Raw genomic sequence first — 16,445 nt, forward strand, 5'->3', positions numbered from 1 at the left:
TTCACGCGCCTCCGAAACAGATCAGTCGGTCGGCGTCCTGCACCGCATCATGCAGCTGGCCCAGGCCAGACAATTCCCACGGCGCGCCCACCGCCACCGCTTGACGCTGATAGCGCCCGGCTTCTTCTTCGTTCAACACGCCACGACGCAGGGCGGCTGCGATACACACGACACCGTCCAGTTGATGCTCGGTGACGAAGTTGCGCCATTGCTTGGGCAAATCCTGTTCATCCTGCGGCGTGACCACGCTGCCGGAGGCGTTGTAGACGCCGTCCTGGTAGAAAAACAGCCGGACAATCTCATGCCCACCGGCCAGCGCAGCCTGAGCAAACAGCAGGGCGCGGCGCGAGGAGGGCGCATGGGCAGCGGAAAACAGCGCGATGGCGAACTTCATGACGGACTCGATCAGCAAAACTGCGGCCATGATAAAGCTTTATCGCGGGGGCGGCTAAATCGATGTTGTCTGTGCTGGCCCCATCGCGAGCAGGCTCGCTCCCACGGGTTTTGCGGTGAAGCTACAATCTTCGGCATCACCCAACCCCCTGTGGGAGCGAGCCTGCTCGCGATAGGGCCCACACAGGCCAAACAAGATTCAGCGCGGCATGTAGCCCAACTGCCAGCGCTGAGGGATTTTCAGCGACATCAACCCGACCACGCCGGCCAGCAGGCCGCTGACAAACAAGGCCCTGAGCCCCAAGTGATGTTCCAGCAAGGCGCCGAGTACCGCGCCGGCAAACATCCCCGTCCAGGGAATCAATTGCACGCGCCAACCGTTGCGCCGTTCGCCGAGCATCCAGCGTCCCAGCCCACGGCCAAAGCGCGACAGGGCGCCGGTGACGTAGGTCAGGCCGACCGGCAGGCCGTTCACTTCTTCCACGGCGGCATTGAGCATGCCCATGGCGATGATCGTCGCCAGTAGCGCTGGCAATTGTTCGTCGTAGGGCCAGGCAGCAGCGCCGCAGAGCAGCGTGGCGATGCACAGCAGCAAGGGCAGCGCCCGACGGCCGCCGAGGCGGCTGACGACAATCCCCAAGGCGTTGCCGACAACGAAGGTGCCGACGAGGATCATCAGGCGTAAGGTCAGGCCCAGGTCGCCGTCGCTGATAGCGACGGCGAGGCGGGTGGTGTTGCCGCTCATGAACGAAACGAAATCGCCGCTGGCCATGAAGCCGATGGCGTCGGTCATGCCGGCGAGCACCGAGAGGCTGGCCACCAGCGACATACCGATGCGACCGCGCCATTTGCGGGTATGCAGATGGCCCGGGCTGGCGCGGTCAGTTGAGAGGGATGGCAACATCAGCGAAGGTCGTCCTCAGGCAGCGACCGAAAGGGTCACTTACTCAATCCATATAACTCGCAATACTCCAGCCAGTCCATACCGGCCATCTCGGCCACTTCCTTGTGCACTTCCAGGCGCTGTGCCTGATAGTCCTCGGACGTCGCTGCGGTCAGTTGCAGCGTCAGCTCCCAGGCAAACAATCCCAGGCGCTCGGCCTCGGCTTCGAAGGCTTCATGCAAGCGTTCGTCGCGGTACTGCGCAGCGGTCTCGCCCTTGGCCTGAGCCAACAGCGGGTTGAGGTTGTCGAGTTCGACGCGCAGTTCAGGGCGCTCATCGAGAAACTTCTTCAGCGCTTGCTCGTGTTGTTGTTCGGTTGCCGCCATGGTCGCTCCTTGAGGCTGGATTACGAAGACTGCTTCTTGCTGGCCTTGGCCGCTGCTGCCAGGCACTCGAGGGCAAACTGCTCGGGGTACGTCATTTGAATTGGCGTGGTTTCACCTTTGACGGTTCTTTCGCCGTCGAGGATGTAACGAATCCGCTTGTCGGTAACGCCAATTCGCTTGGCAATCCAGGACGGCGTCTGACCGATCTGGCTGATCAGTTTGTCGGCATATTCAGCGGTCGGTTTGTAGTATTCGGCGTTGGGTGTCATGACCTTTCCAGAAAATGAGCCCGGAAAAACGGGCGATGCAGTGTTAATGGCGCGACAGGGTGCGCGAATCGTCACTCGGTGTCGCGGTATAAATGAAGTAAAGCAGAACGATACGCCGTGCCGCGGTGATACAGTCCGCTTTTTCTTGATGAGCGAACGCAATGCGAATTCTGATGGTGGCGCTGGCCGTAACGTTGCTGGCGGGATGCGCGGGCTCGGCGATGAACGACGCCCGCACTGGAACCCCGTACAAAACCCTGACGTCGGACAAACCGGAAAAAGTCGTCGCCCAGTGTGTGCAGTTTTCCTGGCAGGATGAGGCGGTGTTCGGTGTCGATGCTGGCGCGTATTTGCAGCCTGGCGAGAAGGGCGGCACGACCGTTTACACGCGCTCGGCGGAGTCCTTTGTGGACGTGAAAACTGACGCTTCCGCTACCGTGCTGAATTATTACGCGCAGCATGACGACTTTGTGGCCAAGCGCCGACTGGCGGCGTTGGCGACCTGCCTCTGATTCTTTGGATTGACGCATACCCCTGTGGGAGCGGGCTTGCTCGCGAAGAGGCCGGTACATTCAACATCTCTGTTGACTGACACACCGCCTTCGCGAGCAAGCCCGCTCCCACAGTTGTTCTGTGTTGATTATGAAAATGGGGTTTGCTCCCGCCGGGTCAGGTGTTGTTCATCAGGCGCTTCTGGAAAAAGAAGCGCTTGTGGCCTGGCGGGTAATCAGCGATCTGGCCTAGCTCGTTGTAACCGAGCTTCCTGTAGAACTCCGGCGCCTGGAAGTCGAAGGTGTCGAGCCAGATTCCGATGCATTCCTTTTCCCGTGCCAGGTCTTCGGCCATCTGCATCAGCTGCGTGCCCATGCCCTGTCCCCGGGCCTGTTCAGGCAACGACAGCAATTCGATGAATAACCATCGGTAAAAGAACCTGCCATAGAGCCCGCCGAGGATTTCGTCGTTGTCATCGCGCACCAGCAAGGCAATCGGCTGCGAGTTCGCCTCTCCCGCCTGCGAGGCGTTATAGGCGCGCAACGGCGTGAGGATCGCTTCGCGGTCTTCATTCGTGGGGTTTTGCGACAACTCGATTCGCAGGGGCATGGCTATATCCTTATGGCATGGCGGTGAAATGGCAGCCTATCTCGATCGCGAGCCTGGTTCCATCCCCTGAGAACAAGTGGAACCGTCGTTATCGCGCAGATGTCTAGCCTAAACAGCGTCATTCCTGAACGCGGCCTATGAGGACAATCCGTGAATATTTTTGAAGCCTTGCGCGAAAGCCATGACCGCCAACGCACCTACGCCGATGCACTGATTCAGACCAGCGGCGACACTCCCGAGCGGGTCGAGGCTTACAAGCAGCTCAAGTCCGAACTTCAGGCCCACGCAACCGCTGAAGAGCGGCATTTCTACATCCCGCTGATGGAGTTCGATAACGGCGTCGACCTCAGCCGTCATGCCATTTCAGAACATCACGAGATGGACGAAATGATGGAAGAACTGGACGAGACCGAGATGTCCAGCCCGGCCTGGCTGGTCGCCGCGAAGAAGCTCGCCGAGAAGGTCAATCACCACCTGGAAGAGGAAGAGCAGAAGTTCTTCCAGATGGCCGGCAAGTTACTCGACGACAAACAGAAAGAGACGCTGGCGGGTCAGTATGAGAAGGAATACAAGGCTCAGCTGTCTTAGCGCCAGGCTTTCGTTTTCGCCTAAGATGTGCGCCTTCTGACGAAAAAAAGGGATGCATTGCCATGTCGAACACAGCCGAGCGGGTCAACCTCATCGAGTCTCAGGTGTTGTCCCACGACTGGTACCTGCTCAAGAAAATCACCTTCGATTACCTGCGCAACAACGGCGAATGGCAACGCCAGACCCGCGAGGTCTACGACCGTGGCAATGGCGCGGCGATCTTGCTGTTCAACCGTGAAAAGAAAACCGTGGTGTTGACCCGGCAGTTCCGATTGCCGGTGTTCGTCAATGGCCACGATGGGTTGCTGATCGAAGTGGCGGCGGGGCTGCTCGAAGGTGCGGCGCCTGAAGAACGCATCCGCGAAGAAGCCGAGGAAGAAACCGGTTATCGCGTGCACCATGTGCACAAGGTGTTTGAGGCCTACATGAGCCCCGGCTCGGTGACCGAAAAGCTGCACTTCTTCATCGCTGAGTACGATGCCGCTTCCAAGGTCAGCGAGGGCGGCGGACTGGAGGAGGAGACCGAGGAGCTGGAAGTGCTGGAATGGAAATTCGACGACGCGCTTGAGGCGTTTTATCGCGGGGAAATCTGCGATGCGAAGACCATCATGTTGCTGCAGTATGCGGCGATGAAAAACATCTTCACCGCTTAAGCTGTGTCCCCTGTGTCCCCTGTGTCCCCTGTGTCCCCTGTGGCGCGGGGGCTTGTCACGTCAGAACAAATCGCCTGTCCTGCCGGCCCCTGACCATTCGCATCCTTCCAGCGTCAGCAGCTGCTCCTTCGCCTCAAGCCCACCGGCGAATCCGGTGAGTTTCCCCGAAGCGCCAATTACCCGATGACACGGCGCAACAATCGAAATCGGGTTCTTGCCATTCGCAGCGCCCACCGCCCTCACTGCACTGGGGTTGCCGATCTGCCGGGCTATTTCGCTATAGCTGCGGGTCTCGCCAAACGGAATGGTCAGCAGCGCTGCCCAGACCTTCTTCTGAAATTCCGTCCCGGCAAAATCCAGATCCAGGTCGAAACGATTGCGCCTGCCCGCAAAGTATTCCCGCAGCTGCTGAGCGGTGCGCATCAGGATCGGATTATCCGGCGCTTCACTCATCGGCCCAAGCCGCACCCGGCCGGGCTTGTCGTTTTCCCAGAGGATGGCTGCCAGTCGTGAGCCGTTCGCGACCAGCTTCAACTCACCCACCGGAGATACGAGAGTGATGAAGGTGTAACTCATGCCGGTGGACTCCGTAAAGGTGCTGAGCAGAGGCCAAGCATACTGCCTCGACGGGGAGGCGCAATACGCAATCCCAGCCATACTTGCCTCTGCTCTTGAAGCCTTCCCTCTGTTTTTGTACAGAGCCTAAAAACAAAAAGAGACCGACTCATGAAGTTCGAACCTTTTGCCAAATCGCTGATTGCGACCTCATTGGCGCTCAGCTGCCTCAGTGCTTACGCGGCCTCCGTGGCGCCGGTCGCGGCCGAAAACGGCATGGTTGTTACCGCCCAGCATCTGGCCAGTCACGTGGGCGTCGATGTGCTCAAGAACGGCGGTAACGCCGTCGACGCCGCGGTAGCGGTCGGTTATGCGCTGGCGGTGGTTTATCCCGCGGCGGGCAACCTGGGTGGCGGCGGTTTCATGACCATTCAGTTGGCGGACGGGCGCAAGACCTTCCTCGACTTCCGCGAAAAAGCCCCGCTAGCCGCTACTGCAAACATGTACCTCGACAAGGAGGGCAACGTCGTCCCTGACCTGAGCACCCGTGGCCATCTGGCCGTTGGCGTGCCGGGCACCGTGTCGGGCATGGAACTGGCGCTGAAGAAGTACGGCACCAAACCGCGCAAGGAAGTGATCGCCCCGGCCATCAAGCTCGCCGAAGACGGTTTTGTGCTGGAGCAGGGCGATGTCGAATTGCTGGAATACGCCACTGACGTGTTCAAGAAGGACATCAAGGATTCCGGTGCGATCTTCCTGAGCAACGGCGAGCCGATGCAAGTCGGTCAGAAACTGGTGCAAAAAGACCTCGGCAAGACCCTGCGGGAAATCTCCGAGAACGGCGCCGACGGCTTCTATAAAGGCTGGGTGGCCGATGCCATCGTTACCTCCAGTCAGGCCAACAAAGGCATCATCACTCAGGCCGACCTCGACAAATACAAGACCCGCGAACTGGCCCCGATTGAATGCGATTACCGCGGCTACCATGTGGTCTCGGCACCGCCGCCCAGCTCTGGCGGCGTGGTGATTTGCGAGATCATGAACATTCTCGAAGGCTATCCGATGAAAGACCTGGGCTATCACTCGGCCCAGGGCATGCACTACCAGATCGAAGCGATGCGTCACGCCTACGTAGACCGCAACAGTTACCTGGGCGACCCGGATTTCGTGAAGAACCCGATCGCCCATCTGCTGGATAAAAACTACGCCACCAAAATCCGCACCGCCATCGATCCGCAAAAAGCCGGTGTGTCCCGCGAGCTCAAACCCGGCGTAGCGCCACACGAAGGCAGCAACACCACCCATTACTCCATCGTCGATAAATGGGGCAACGCGGTCTCGGTGACCTACACCTTGAACGACTGGTTCGGCGCCGGCGTCATGGCCAGCAAAACCGGGGTCATCCTCAACGACGAAATGGATGACTTCACCTCGAAAATCGGCGTGCCGAACATGTACGGTCTGGTGCAAGGGGAGGCCAACGCCATCGCTCCCGGCAAGGCACCGCTGTCGTCCATGAGCCCGACCATCGTCACCAAGGACGGCAAAGTGGTGATGGTCGTCGGGACCCCCGGCGGCAGTCGTATCATCACCGCGACCTTACTGACTATGCTCAACGTGATCGACTACGGGATGAACATCCAGGAAGCGGTCGATGCACCGCGTTTCCACCAGCAGTGGTTGCCGGAAGAGACCAACCTTGAGACCTTCACTACCAGCCCTGATACGGTGAAGATGCTCGAAAGTTGGGGGCACAAGTTTGCCGGGCCACAGGATGCCAACCATGTGGCGGCAATTCTGGTCGGCGCGCCTTCGCTGGAAGGCAAACCGGTGGGCAAAAACCGCTTCTATGGGGCGAACGATCCACGTCGAAACACCGGGTTGTCGCTCGGTTATTGAGGCAGATCTGGGGCCATCCACATTCTTGAGGGTGGCCCCCGATCCCTACACGTTAAAAGGGGAACGGATTCGATATTCGTTGCCGATTCACCGACCTATCAAGGAAGGAAGCTCATGGCTACCGCACTGCTGATCATCGATGTCCAGCGTGCCTTGTGCACTGGCGAATACGAATGTTTTGAGATCAAGCGCGTTATCGAGAACATCAACGGCCTCAGTGCCAAGGCTCGCGAAGCAGGCATCCCGGTCATCCTCATCCAGCACGAAGAACAGGGCGACCAGCTGCAATACGGTTCCGAAGGCTGGCAACTGGCCGAAAGCCTGAAGACGTCGCCGCAAGACCTTCGCGTGCGAAAAACCAATCGAGACTCGTTCTACCGGACCCACTTGCAAGCCCAATTGCAGGATTTGGGCGCCGACCGCCTGATCATCTGCGGGCTGCAAACCGACTATTGCGTCAACGCCACTGTCCGCCAGGCCCTGAAGCTGGGCTATGACGTCGTGCTCGCCGCCGACGCGCATTCCACTGTCGACAACGGCAACCTCGCCGCCGAAGACATCATCACCGAGCACAACGCAGACTTGGCACACTTGACGGGACCCGTGGCGCGGATCGACGTGATGCCGACCAGCGAAATCCGCGTCTGAAACTGCACGGCGATCAGCGACCAGTACAACAAGTAACGAGTCACTCGTTGTCCGTCCCTTGTTGGCACTTAGCGAATAAAACTATTGAAAAAAACCTCTATACGCTTTAAACGGGAGGATCACTGGCACATTGTTTGCGTTCAGTAAGTGAGTATCGCCAGTTCTGGCTCTGGGAGCGCTGATGAGTTTTTGTCCATTGACACACTCCCCGCGGCAATCGAACGATTGCGACGTTGTCGCATCTCAACCCGACGGGAAGTGGGATACGGTCGCAATGGCCTGCGCTGGTAACGAGAACACCCTCGAACATTTACTGGATTCAGCGCGTAATTGGGCCCATACCACCGCGTGGGTGGTTTACCGCGCCGGCGAACAAATGCATTTGGTCGGGCAGGGCGACCCGAGGGTGCAGTGGCCGTCAATCGTTGCGAATGAAGAATTTGAAGCCTTTTGCCTGACCCGGCACCTGCACCGCTGGCCGACCGGCAGAGGCGAAACGGTGCTGGGTTGGCTACTCGCGCCAGCCAACAATGCCGCGGAGCCGGCGCTCGCCGAGTTTGCCCAGCGCCTGGGCATTGAGGTACAGACCAATACCCTGGCCCGTGCGCAGATTACTCAGCGTGTGTTGTATGAAATTACCTACCTGGCCAGTTCGACCCGCGACCGGTCAGTGTTTCTGGTGGGGGTTCACCAGCTGCTGGCTAGTCTGATCGACGCCGAGAACTTTTATCTCGCACTGTATGACCCGCACAGTGGAAAGATTGACTACCCGTATTACGTCGACATCATCGACGTTGATGCCGTGGAGTCCCAGCATTACGAATACCTTGACCCTTCGCACTTGTCGTTGACCGGCCAGGTATTGACCAGTGGCCAGCCGTTGCTGATCGACGCCGCCGGCATTCTCGCGGCTCAGGCCGAGAATCGTTTCTACTGCGTGGGTGATCGTCCCGAGTTCTGGATGGGCGCACCGTTGAAAAATGCCTCGGATGACGTGTTTGGCATGCTTGCGATGCAGGTCTACGACGTTTCTCGTACTTACAGCGCTGAAGACCGCGCGTTGTTTCTGGTGGTGGCCCGCCACGTGGCCATGGCGCTGGACCGGATTCTGCACCGCGAGGATCTGGAAGAGACGGTGATGCGTCGCACCCTGGAGCTTTCAGCCGTCAACGATGCATTGAGGCAGGAAGTGGCAGAACGACAGCGCGCCGAACATCTGCAGAGCGCGCTGTTCCAGATCGCTGAACTGTCGAGCCAGCCTGGCGACATGGCTGAGTTGTTTCAAACGTTGCATGGCATCGTCGGTGATCTGCTGTTCGCGCGGAACTTCTACATTGCACTGTTCGACGACGCGACCAGTGAAGTGACCTTTCCGTATTACGTCGATGAGCGGCAGACAACCTGCCCGGAGGCGCGGCGTGGGCGCCGGGGCTTGACCGAGTACGTTATCCGTCAGCGCCGACCTTGCCTGATTGATGCAGGCGAAGCTGACCGATTGGCTGCGCACGGTGAAATCGCAATGGCCCATGAGTCTGTCAAAGCCTATTCCTGGCTGGGCATTCCATTGTTCGATGGCGATGTGGTGCGTGGCGTGCTGGCGGTGCAAAGTTATACCTCGCAGGTGCGCTATACCCTGCGGGACCAGGAACTGCTGACATTCGTGTCGCGGCACATCGACACCGCGTTGTCGCGACGCACCGCCGCCGAAGCGATCCATGCTGCCAACCTCATGCTGGAAGCCAGGGTGCAGAACCGCACTCGCGAGCTCGATCACGCCAATGCCAAGTTGCAACACGAAAACTCCCACGATGCGCTGACCGGGCTACCGAATCGTACCTACCTGCAACAGCGCCTCAATCTGGCCTGGTCGCGGTTCGGCAGCGAAGGCGGGCACCTGGCGGTGATGTTCATCGACCTCGACCGTTTCAAGATGGTGAACGACAGCCTCGGTCATCATTTTGGCGACCTGCTGCTGATGCAGGCCGCCCACCGTTTACGCGGGTGTCTGCGCGACACCGACATGCTGGCGCGCCTGGGCGGCGATGAGTTTTCAGTGCTCGTCCCCGAGGCGCCGCTGGACGTGGTGATCGAAATCGCCGAACGGATCCTGGTGGCGTTCGACCTGCCGTTTTCCATCAATGGTCATGAAGTGTTTTCGTCCTGCAGTATCGGTATTGTCAGCGCCGACAGTCAGTTCCATCACGAACCAGCCGACTTGCTGCGCGACGCCGATGCGGCGATGTACCGGGTCAAGAGTGCCGGGCGTGACAGCTACGCGGTGTTCAATCAGGAAGTGCGCCGTGAGGTCTCGGACCAGGTTGAGCGGGAAGGGGCCTTACGCAACGCGCTCAAACGTACCGACGAACTGCTGCCGTATTTCCAGCCGATTGTCAGCGTCGAAAGCGGCGAACTGTTGGCCCTTGAAGCGCTGATCCGCTGGCATCAACCGGGCGGCCGGGTGATCGCGCCGGGCGAGTTTTTGCCGGATGTCGAAGGTTTGCGTCTGATCGGTCGACTGGACCTGTACATGCTCAACAGCATTGCAGTGATCCTCGCACAGCCCCAGCACGCCAATTGGCCTGCGGTGCACGTCAATTGCTCCAGTTACAGCATGGCGCGTCCGGACTTCGCCAGCGATGTGCTTGCGCTGTTGGCCCGGCACCGGGTCGAGCCATCACGGATCTGCCTGGAGTTGACCGAAGGTGCGCTGGTGGCTGAGCCAGCCATTGCCCGACTGACCATGCAGCAATTGGCCGACAACGGCATGTCGGTGGTACTCGATGACTTCGGTGCAGGATTTTCATCCCTGAGCTATGTGCATCAATACCGCTTCAGCGGCTTGAAGATCGACAAGTCGTTCATCCTCGAACTGACCACCAGTCCACGCAGTCGCGCGATCGTCCGGGCGATTGTGCGGATGGCCGAATCGCTGGACCTCAGCGTGGTGGCCGAAGGGGTCGAAGATGAAGCGACGCTGGTCTTGCTGCGCGAGATGGGTGCAGGGCAGGCCCAGGGTTATTATTTTGCCAAGCCGATGAGTTTGGAGGCGTTGTTGGAAACTTCGCTGGTCGGGCGCTAAAGCCACGTGTTCACCACTCGCCGATCCAGCTCCTCCCAATCCGCCATGCCCAACACCCGTGTGGTGTTCAATCCCCGCAGATACCCCCGCAACTGATTGGCAGTGGCCCGCGCAAGCTCCGGGTCGGGTGCGTTTTCGCACAACAGTACGGTTTCGTACTGGATCAGGTACTCGGCCACCCGCTCACGGAAGTCGGGCAAAACGGCGTCGCGGATCAGGTCAAAAGTTCTCAAGGAGAGATCCTCATTAATTATTTCCAGTCGTGATTGAGTGTGGGTCCGTCTACACGGCGCGCAACTATTGCTAGAAGTAATAGTGACCATTACGAAACGCAAGTTCTTCTTTGTCGGCAATCAGCGGAAAATCGCCGCCATCGAACTTTATTTTCAGGATGAAACCGATGCGTCCTTTATTCGCGCCCGTCATGGCGTTTGCCTCTTTGTTGTTCGCCGGTTGTGCCTCCGCGCCGAACGATCCGACCCTGACCTTGCAGACCAACAAGACCCCTGCGCAATTCGCCGACTGTGTCGTACCGAAATTGCAGGGCAAAGCGTTGAACCCGACTGTCTCGCAGACCCAGCGCAGCTACCGGATCGTGGTGCCGAGCAAAGTCTCGGCGGACAACGTGCTGGAAGCCTACAAGGCCGGGAGCGGCGGCAAGGTGTTCATCTACGAGCGGCATTTGCTGGCCTCGAACTTCCTGCCTTCGAGTTTTGAGCGCGCCGCACAGGATTGCATCTGACTCTGCCCGTAGACGCTTTTCATCGAGCTCCTTTGGTTGGCCGCAACCAACCAATTTTTTGCCCCGCACCGCTTTCGGTGGCGGGGCTTTTTTTGTGCTGGCTGATGCGAGTCATGGCCCTGGTCATATAAATTTGAAATGCACGGCGTTGCTCGACAGAATCGCGTCCCGATCTGGCCAACGGTGCCGGACGTTCGTGGTGAAAAGGAACTGCAGTTGAACGAACAGACATTGTCCCAGCGCCTGGAGCGCGTGGCGGCGCATGTGCCCGCAGATGCGCGCCTGGCCGATATCGGCTCGGATCACGGCTACCTGCCGGTGGCGTTGATGCGCCGTGGCGCCATCGCGGCGGCGGTGGCCGGCGAGGTGGCCTTGACGCCGTTCCACTCGGCCGAACGCACCGTGCGCGAAAACGGCCTGGACCAGCGGATCAGCGTGCGCCTGGCCAGTGGCCTGGCGGCGATCGAGCCGGGAGACGGGATCACCGCGATCAGTATCTGCGGCATGGGCGGCGAGACGATCCGCGACATCCTCGACAGCGGCAAGGCGCGCCTGAGCGGCCAGGAACGCCTGATTCTGCAGCCCAACGGCGGCGAGCAGCCACTGCGCCAATGGCTGATGGAGAATGGCTACCGCATCCTTTGCGAGGAACTGCTGCGGGAAAATCGCTTCGACTACGAAATCATCGTCGCCGAGCGCGCCGGGCCGGTGATGTACACCGCCGAGGAGCTTTACTTCGGCCCGCTGCAGATGCAGGCGCGCAGCCCGGCGTTCCTGATCAAGTGGCAGCGCATCCTGCGCGAGAAGCAGAAGACCCTGACCCAATTCGCCCATGCGCGGCAGGCCGTGCCCGAGGAGAAAGTGCAAGACATCGCCCGGCAGGCCCGGTGGATCACCGAACTGCTGGCTTGAGGCTGATCCAGGGTTTGTGAGGCGCTTTTCCCGCAGCCGATCCCATGCGCTCGGTTATCGGTTCAGCAGAGGTGCCAGCAGGGCACACATGCCGCGCCAGTGCGAACCCTCCCAGTAAATCCGTTGGCAGGCGTCGCAGCGCAGGAAGTGCGAATAGAGGGCGCCCACGCGTGGCGGCACCTGCAACCGGGCCAGTTCCGGGCTGATCTCGTGCAGCGGCAGGTTGCAATGAAGGCACAGGCTGAATGGCCGCGCGCTACGCGCCAGGTCGAGGCGTTCGTACAATTCGCGCAGCTGCAGCGACGGTTTCAGGGCATGCACGTAACAGCCGTGGCTGATGATCCGCCGCTTGAGCAGTTCGCGGTCGCGAGTCAGTACGATGCGTCCTTGCTGCGCAGCGATCTCGGCGATCTCGCCATCCTCGAAGCCATTGTCGTAGAGGGTGTCGAAGCCGCTCATGCGCAGCAGGCTGGCCAGCCCGCCCAGGTGCGCATCAGCGACGAAGCGCAGCACCCGTAAAGGTTGCGCACGAACCTTGAGCAGCGGGCTGATGTCCAGCGCTTCGAACTTGGGATACACCGCCAGCCGGTCACCGTCGAAGATCATCCGCTCCAGGCCCACCGACTCGCCGTTGAGCAGCACCAGCTCGACCTCCGTGTGCGGGATCCCGAGCGCCTCGATCATGTGCTTGACCGTCGCCCCTCGCGCGCACTCGCAGGTGAAGGACTGCCGCCGCCGTTCGGCCGGCAGGAAATCGTTGAGCTCCTCGTAGAAGCGGAAGGTTGCACGAGTCATGTTGAACAGTATGGCAGGGCGGCGGGATGAGCGAGTCTGGATTCCCGTGGCTTCGCACTAGCGACGATAGTAGCGGTGATCGTCCTCGTAGCGGTGCCGCATGGCCCGATCCTGGTGGCGCTCCCAATCGCGACGTTCAGCTTCTCGGCGGGCTTGCTCTCTACGCCAATTATCTCTGCGCCAGTCGTCTCGGCGCCAATCGTCTCTGCGATTGTGCCAGCGGCCGTCATGCCAGTATCGGTCGTCATGGGCAAGCAACGACCCTGGCTGCTTTCCGGCCATACTGGCCAAGGTCGGCCAAGGGTTGCCGGCGGCCTGGACAGGAGCCTGAACGGCTGCGACTTCAGTTGGGAAAACAGGGGTTGAGGTCTTCATCTGTGTTGCTGATGCCGAGCCAACTGCCGCGAACGCGAACAGGGCGAAGAGCACCATCCGTGGGTCATGGAATTTCATGAGAGAAGGCAACCTCTGATTGACAATTGGACGTGTGGCCATCTGGCTGCGCGAAGCCTGCGGGTTCGCGCTTACCGAACGAATGTGCCTATCCACATAGACAGATTAATAGGGAAAAGTTCTAGGGAGCCGCTGCTTAAATAGCCAATGGCTTCAGTATTCGGCACCCTTAGAGGTTTGTTATCTCGATGTCCCTTCTGCAGTGTTCAGAAGGTCTCCAGCCCGTGCTGTTACATCACGATGGGCATCGGCCAGATCGCTTGAACAACGTACTGAGGACGCGCTGTCCGTATAAGCCGACGCCAAGACCCGACACGATGAAAACGACTGCAACGATTTTGTTAAGTGACAGGGTCTCATTAAAAATCATGACTGAACCGAGCAGGCCGAATACCGGCACCAATAACGACAATGGCGCGACGGTAGACACTGGATATCGTTTCAGAAGTGAATTCCACACCCAGTAGCCGAACAGTGTATTGGGGTATACCTGGAACAGGATCGACAGGACGGCGCGGTAGTCGAGTTGATTCACCAATGCGCTGTAACCCGTCGAGCCGTTAACAGCGTAATCAAGCGCGAAAAGAGGGATGGGCGAAAACGCGCTGGACCACACCAGGAAAGCGAAGACCTGGGTGGTCTTGGCCTTTTTGTTGATCACGTTGGCCACACTCCAGGCGACCGCTCCCAGCAGCACCAGGATCAGCCCGGCCGTCGTTACTGTCCCATCAACAATTGAGATGATGCTCAACAAGCCACAGGAGGCGATACCTATACCCGCAAGTTGGTAGCGGGAAATCGCTTCCTTGAAAATCCATGAGCCCAGCAGGATGGTGAAAAACGCGCTGAACTGAAGCACCAACGAAGCGATGCCTGCTGAAAGACCAGACTTGATGCCAAGGTTAACGATGCCCCAAAGTCCGATACCGAAGACCAGACCGTAACCAATGATGTAGCGCCACTGCACATCAGGTTTCGGAATGAAAAAGATCGCTGGAAGTGCGCAAAGCGTGAAGCGAATGCCAGCAAGAATGAGCGGGTCAACGGTGGTGAGGCCCAGTTTGATAACCGAGAAATTCACGCCCCATATGGCAGTAATCAAGATTGCGAGTAGCAGGTGCCCGGCTTTCATACTGATCTTCCTTGAATGGTCGTTGAGAAATGTCTTGTGAGAACCCACAGCGCCAAAGCTGTAGCGCTGATCAAGGCGCCCAGCAGGCTTACTGCCATCCAGCCCCAGAGCGCATAAACCTGGGTCGCGGCTGCCGCCCCCAGCGCGCTACCGACCGAGTAGAAGCACATGTATGCGCCGACCATGCGACTTTGGGCGTCGGGTCGAGCAGCAAAAATGAGGCTCTGGTTGGTGACGTGTACTGCTTGCACCGCGAAGTCGAGCAAGACCACTCCGCAGAGCAGTGCTATCAGGGACGTCTCGGCAAAAGTGATGGGCAACCAGGAAAGCGTCAGGAGCCCCAGCGAAATGCCGGTGACTCTTTGTCCCAAACCTTGATCGGCCCAGCGACCGGCTCTTCTGGCAGCAAGGGCACCGGCGACGCCAGCCAAGCCGAACATGCCGATGGCAGTGTGTGAAAGCGACAGCGGCGGAGCGCTCAACGGCAGCACCATGGATGTCCATAGCACGGAAAAAGCGGCAAAGATCAGTAAGGCCAACAGGCCCCTGATACGCAAAACCGGCTCGGTCATGAACAGCTTGAAGAACGACCGGATGAGAGCTTGGTAGGCGTGTTGATTGCGCGGCGACACTGCGGCAGGAAGCAATTTCCAGAGCACCGCCGCGATGGTCAGCATCAATCCTGATGAAACGAAATAAACGGCGCGCCAGCCCGCTAGATCTGCGATCAGCCCAGAGGTAAACCGCGCCAGAAGAATGCCCAGGACAACTCCGCTGGTTACGGTTCCCACTGCCTGTCCACGTTGTGATGGCGTTGCCAACACGGCGGCATATGCCACAAGCACCTGAACGACCACTGCCAGTAAGCCCATCATGCTCATGGCTCCCAGCAGGGCCAGCCATTGCTGTGATGCGCCGACTGCCGCCAGCGCAATTGCAGACAGCGTCACTTGAGTCAAAATCAGCCGTTTACGGTTGACCATATCGCCCAGCGGTACGATGAACAGCAACCCCAGCGCGTATCCAACCTGAGTGGCCGTCACCACGACCCCGATCAATCCTGAGGTGACGCCCAGGCTCTCAGCCATTGAGGCGAGCAAGGGTTGGGCAAAATAAACGTTGGCTACTGCAAGTGCGCAGGTGACGGAAAACAATAACGTGAGCGAGGAAGAAAGCCCCGGAGACCGGTCGATCCTGCTGCTTTCTCCGATATCCGTATGCGGCAATCCCGAAGGCCGCCTGGAGAAACGTTCGGTGGTTGAGTCGGCATCTGCTGTCATGCACGCCTCCATGGCGTTAAACTGGTTTCAATTAAGAACTGGTTTTAATTATTGCTGAGCTAGGTTTCAATTTGCAACCACATTGATCCAGATTTATCGACAGACTTGGCACCCTTATTCAAAAGGTAAATACGATGGTCAAAGGCACTTCACCGCAAAGCAGCGAATGCCCGGTAGCAAGAACACTGGAGGCAATTGGGGATCGCTGGTCGCTCATGATTATCCGCGACGCATTTGACGACATTCGCCGATTCAGCGAGTTTCAAAAGAGCTTGGGCGTGGCCAAAAATATTCTGGCATCGCGACTAAAAACGTTGGTTGAAGTCGGTGTATTCGACGTTCGACCGGCGTCGGATGGAAGCGCCTACAAGGAGTACGTCCTAACGGACAAAGGACGGGAGATCTTTCCGGTTGTGGTCAGTATGAGGCAGTGGGGCGAACGCTTCCTGTTCAAGCCGCAAGAGACACGTTCTGTGCTGTTGGACAACGAATCCGGACAGTCTCTGATGCCAATTGATGTTCGCTCATCAAGCGGTCGAAAACTTGGACCGTCTGACTGCCACAGAGTGAGACTTGTCGCCGGCGGGGCGTGAATCGACAGCCGTTTTCAACCGGTCGCGCCGAAGATAGTCTGGATCGAATCTAACCTCTGACTTGCCAGGGGCGCGTCCGAACGA

The 16,445-nt window shown here is 58.9% G+C and carries 21 protein-coding genes; 9 read left to right on the forward strand and 12 right to left on the reverse strand.

Features of this window, described 5'->3' with window-relative positions; all coding sequences use genetic code 11:
- Position 1: 1 nt before the first annotated feature.
- The 4 genes from tusD to IB252_RS24775 form a co-directional block, all read right to left on the reverse strand.
- Positions 2-394: a sulfurtransferase complex subunit TusD gene (tusD, locus tag IB252_RS24760; protein WP_076031479.1), complete on the reverse strand. Its 393-nt coding sequence runs from the start codon at positions 392-394 to the stop codon at positions 2-4.
- 198 nt (positions 395-592) lie between these two features.
- Positions 593-1,297, reverse strand: coding sequence for a YoaK family protein (locus tag IB252_RS24765; RefSeq protein ID WP_192410555.1), 705 nt, complete (start codon positions 1,295-1,297; stop codon positions 593-595).
- 35 nt (positions 1,298-1,332) lie between these two features.
- Entirely contained in the window at positions 1,333-1,662 is a 330-nt protein-coding gene (locus IB252_RS24770; protein ID WP_129436888.1) for a DUF6388 family protein, read from the reverse strand.
- Positions 1,663-1,682: 20 nt separating this feature from the next.
- Positions 1,683-1,931: a hypothetical protein gene (locus IB252_RS24775; protein WP_008154823.1), complete on the reverse strand. Its 249-nt coding sequence runs from the start codon at positions 1,929-1,931 to the stop codon at positions 1,683-1,685.
- Positions 1,932-2,092: 161 nt separating this feature from the next.
- Here IB252_RS24775 and IB252_RS24780 point away from each other — a divergent pair, with 161 nt between their 5' ends.
- Positions 2,093-2,443: a hypothetical protein gene (locus IB252_RS24780; RefSeq protein ID WP_008154821.1), complete on the forward strand. Its 351-nt coding sequence runs from the start codon at positions 2,093-2,095 to the stop codon at positions 2,441-2,443.
- Between the two features lie 157 nt (positions 2,444-2,600).
- Here the strand turns inward: IB252_RS24780 and IB252_RS24785 are convergent, their stop codons facing one another.
- Complete coding sequence (locus tag IB252_RS24785) at positions 2,601-3,032, reverse strand: GNAT family N-acetyltransferase (RefSeq protein ID WP_192410556.1); 432 nt, start codon at positions 3,030-3,032, stop codon at positions 2,601-2,603.
- A gap of 150 nt (positions 3,033-3,182) precedes the next feature.
- Here IB252_RS24785 and IB252_RS24790 point away from each other — a divergent pair, with 150 nt between their 5' ends.
- Both IB252_RS24790 and IB252_RS24795 read left to right on the forward strand, forming a co-directional pair.
- Complete coding sequence (locus tag IB252_RS24790) at positions 3,183-3,620, forward strand: hemerythrin domain-containing protein (RefSeq protein WP_111448944.1); 438 nt, start codon at positions 3,183-3,185, stop codon at positions 3,618-3,620.
- 62 nt (positions 3,621-3,682) lie between these two features.
- A complete protein-coding gene (locus IB252_RS24795) occupies positions 3,683-4,273 on the forward strand; it encodes an NUDIX domain-containing protein (RefSeq protein ID WP_111448943.1) in 591 nt (196 codons plus the stop codon).
- Between the two features lie 60 nt (positions 4,274-4,333).
- Here the strand turns inward: IB252_RS24795 and IB252_RS24800 are convergent, their stop codons facing one another.
- The gene (locus IB252_RS24800; RefSeq protein WP_192410557.1) at positions 4,334-4,849 is read right to left on the reverse strand and encodes a methylated-DNA--[protein]-cysteine S-methyltransferase; all 516 of its coding nucleotides are present in this window, start codon (positions 4,847-4,849) and stop codon (positions 4,334-4,336) included.
- Positions 4,850-4,999: 150 nt separating this feature from the next.
- Here IB252_RS24800 and ggt point away from each other — a divergent pair, with 150 nt between their 5' ends.
- The 3 genes from ggt (at position 5,000) to IB252_RS24815 (ending at position 10,454) form a co-directional block, all read left to right on the forward strand.
- The gene (gene ggt / locus IB252_RS24805; RefSeq protein WP_192410558.1) at positions 5,000-6,727 is read left to right on the forward strand and encodes a gamma-glutamyltransferase; all 1,728 of its coding nucleotides are present in this window, start codon (positions 5,000-5,002) and stop codon (positions 6,725-6,727) included.
- Positions 6,728-6,841: 114 nt separating this feature from the next.
- Positions 6,842-7,375: a cysteine hydrolase family protein gene (locus IB252_RS24810; protein WP_192410559.1), complete on the forward strand. Its 534-nt coding sequence runs from the start codon at positions 6,842-6,844 to the stop codon at positions 7,373-7,375.
- Positions 7,376-7,556: 181 nt separating this feature from the next.
- Complete coding sequence (locus IB252_RS24815) at positions 7,557-10,454, forward strand: EAL domain-containing protein (protein ID WP_192410560.1); 2,898 nt, start codon at positions 7,557-7,559, stop codon at positions 10,452-10,454.
- On the opposite strand, the gene IB252_RS24820 is transcribed toward IB252_RS24815, so the two are convergent.
- On the reverse strand, positions 10,451-10,687 hold the full coding sequence (locus IB252_RS24820) for a hypothetical protein (protein WP_008154805.1): 237 nt from the start codon (positions 10,685-10,687) through the stop codon (positions 10,451-10,453). The genes IB252_RS24815 and IB252_RS24820 overlap by 4 nt on opposite strands.
- A gap of 70 nt (positions 10,688-10,757) precedes the next feature.
- Positions 10,758-10,880 (reverse strand): hypothetical protein, encoded by a 123-nt coding sequence (locus IB252_RS30380; protein ID WP_263864883.1) that lies wholly within the window; start codon positions 10,878-10,880, stop codon positions 10,758-10,760.
- Here IB252_RS30380 and IB252_RS24825 point away from each other — a divergent pair.
- Positions 10,855-11,196 (forward strand): hypothetical protein, encoded by a 342-nt coding sequence (locus tag IB252_RS24825; RefSeq protein WP_192410561.1) that lies wholly within the window; start codon positions 10,855-10,857, stop codon positions 11,194-11,196. The genes IB252_RS30380 and IB252_RS24825 overlap by 26 nt on opposite strands.
- 216 nt (positions 11,197-11,412) lie before the next feature.
- Positions 11,413-12,108: a tRNA (adenine(22)-N(1))-methyltransferase gene (locus IB252_RS24830; protein WP_318652739.1), complete on the forward strand. Its 696-nt coding sequence runs from the start codon at positions 11,413-11,415 to the stop codon at positions 12,106-12,108.
- Positions 12,109-12,162: 54 nt separating this feature from the next.
- On the opposite strand, the gene IB252_RS24835 is transcribed toward IB252_RS24830, so the two are convergent.
- The 4 genes from IB252_RS24835 to IB252_RS24845 form a co-directional block, all read right to left on the reverse strand.
- Positions 12,163-12,903 (reverse strand): Mut7-C RNAse domain-containing protein, encoded by a 741-nt coding sequence (locus IB252_RS24835; protein ID WP_192410563.1) that lies wholly within the window; start codon positions 12,901-12,903, stop codon positions 12,163-12,165.
- A 57-nt stretch (positions 12,904-12,960) separates the two neighbouring features.
- Complete coding sequence (locus IB252_RS30225) at positions 12,961-13,356, reverse strand: hypothetical protein (protein ID WP_225607569.1); 396 nt, start codon at positions 13,354-13,356, stop codon at positions 12,961-12,963.
- 235 nt (positions 13,357-13,591) lie between these two features.
- Entirely contained in the window at positions 13,592-14,488 is an 897-nt protein-coding gene (locus IB252_RS24840; RefSeq protein ID WP_192410564.1) for an EamA family transporter, read from the reverse strand.
- The gene (locus IB252_RS24845; RefSeq protein ID WP_192410565.1) at positions 14,485-15,768 is read right to left on the reverse strand and encodes an MFS transporter; all 1,284 of its coding nucleotides are present in this window, start codon (positions 15,766-15,768) and stop codon (positions 14,485-14,487) included. The genes IB252_RS24840 and IB252_RS24845 overlap by 4 nt, the downstream gene beginning before the upstream one ends.
- Positions 15,769-15,902: 134 nt before the next feature.
- On the opposite strand from IB252_RS24845, the gene IB252_RS24850 reads away from it, so the two are divergent.
- Positions 15,903-16,361: a winged helix-turn-helix transcriptional regulator gene (locus tag IB252_RS24850; RefSeq protein WP_192410566.1), complete on the forward strand. Its 459-nt coding sequence runs from the start codon at positions 15,903-15,905 to the stop codon at positions 16,359-16,361.
- Positions 16,362-16,445 lie beyond the last annotated feature (84 nt).

Source organism: Pseudomonas sp. PDM10, from assembly GCF_014852295.1.
In the GTDB taxonomy this organism is placed as follows: domain Bacteria; phylum Pseudomonadota; class Gammaproteobacteria; order Pseudomonadales; family Pseudomonadaceae; genus Aquipseudomonas.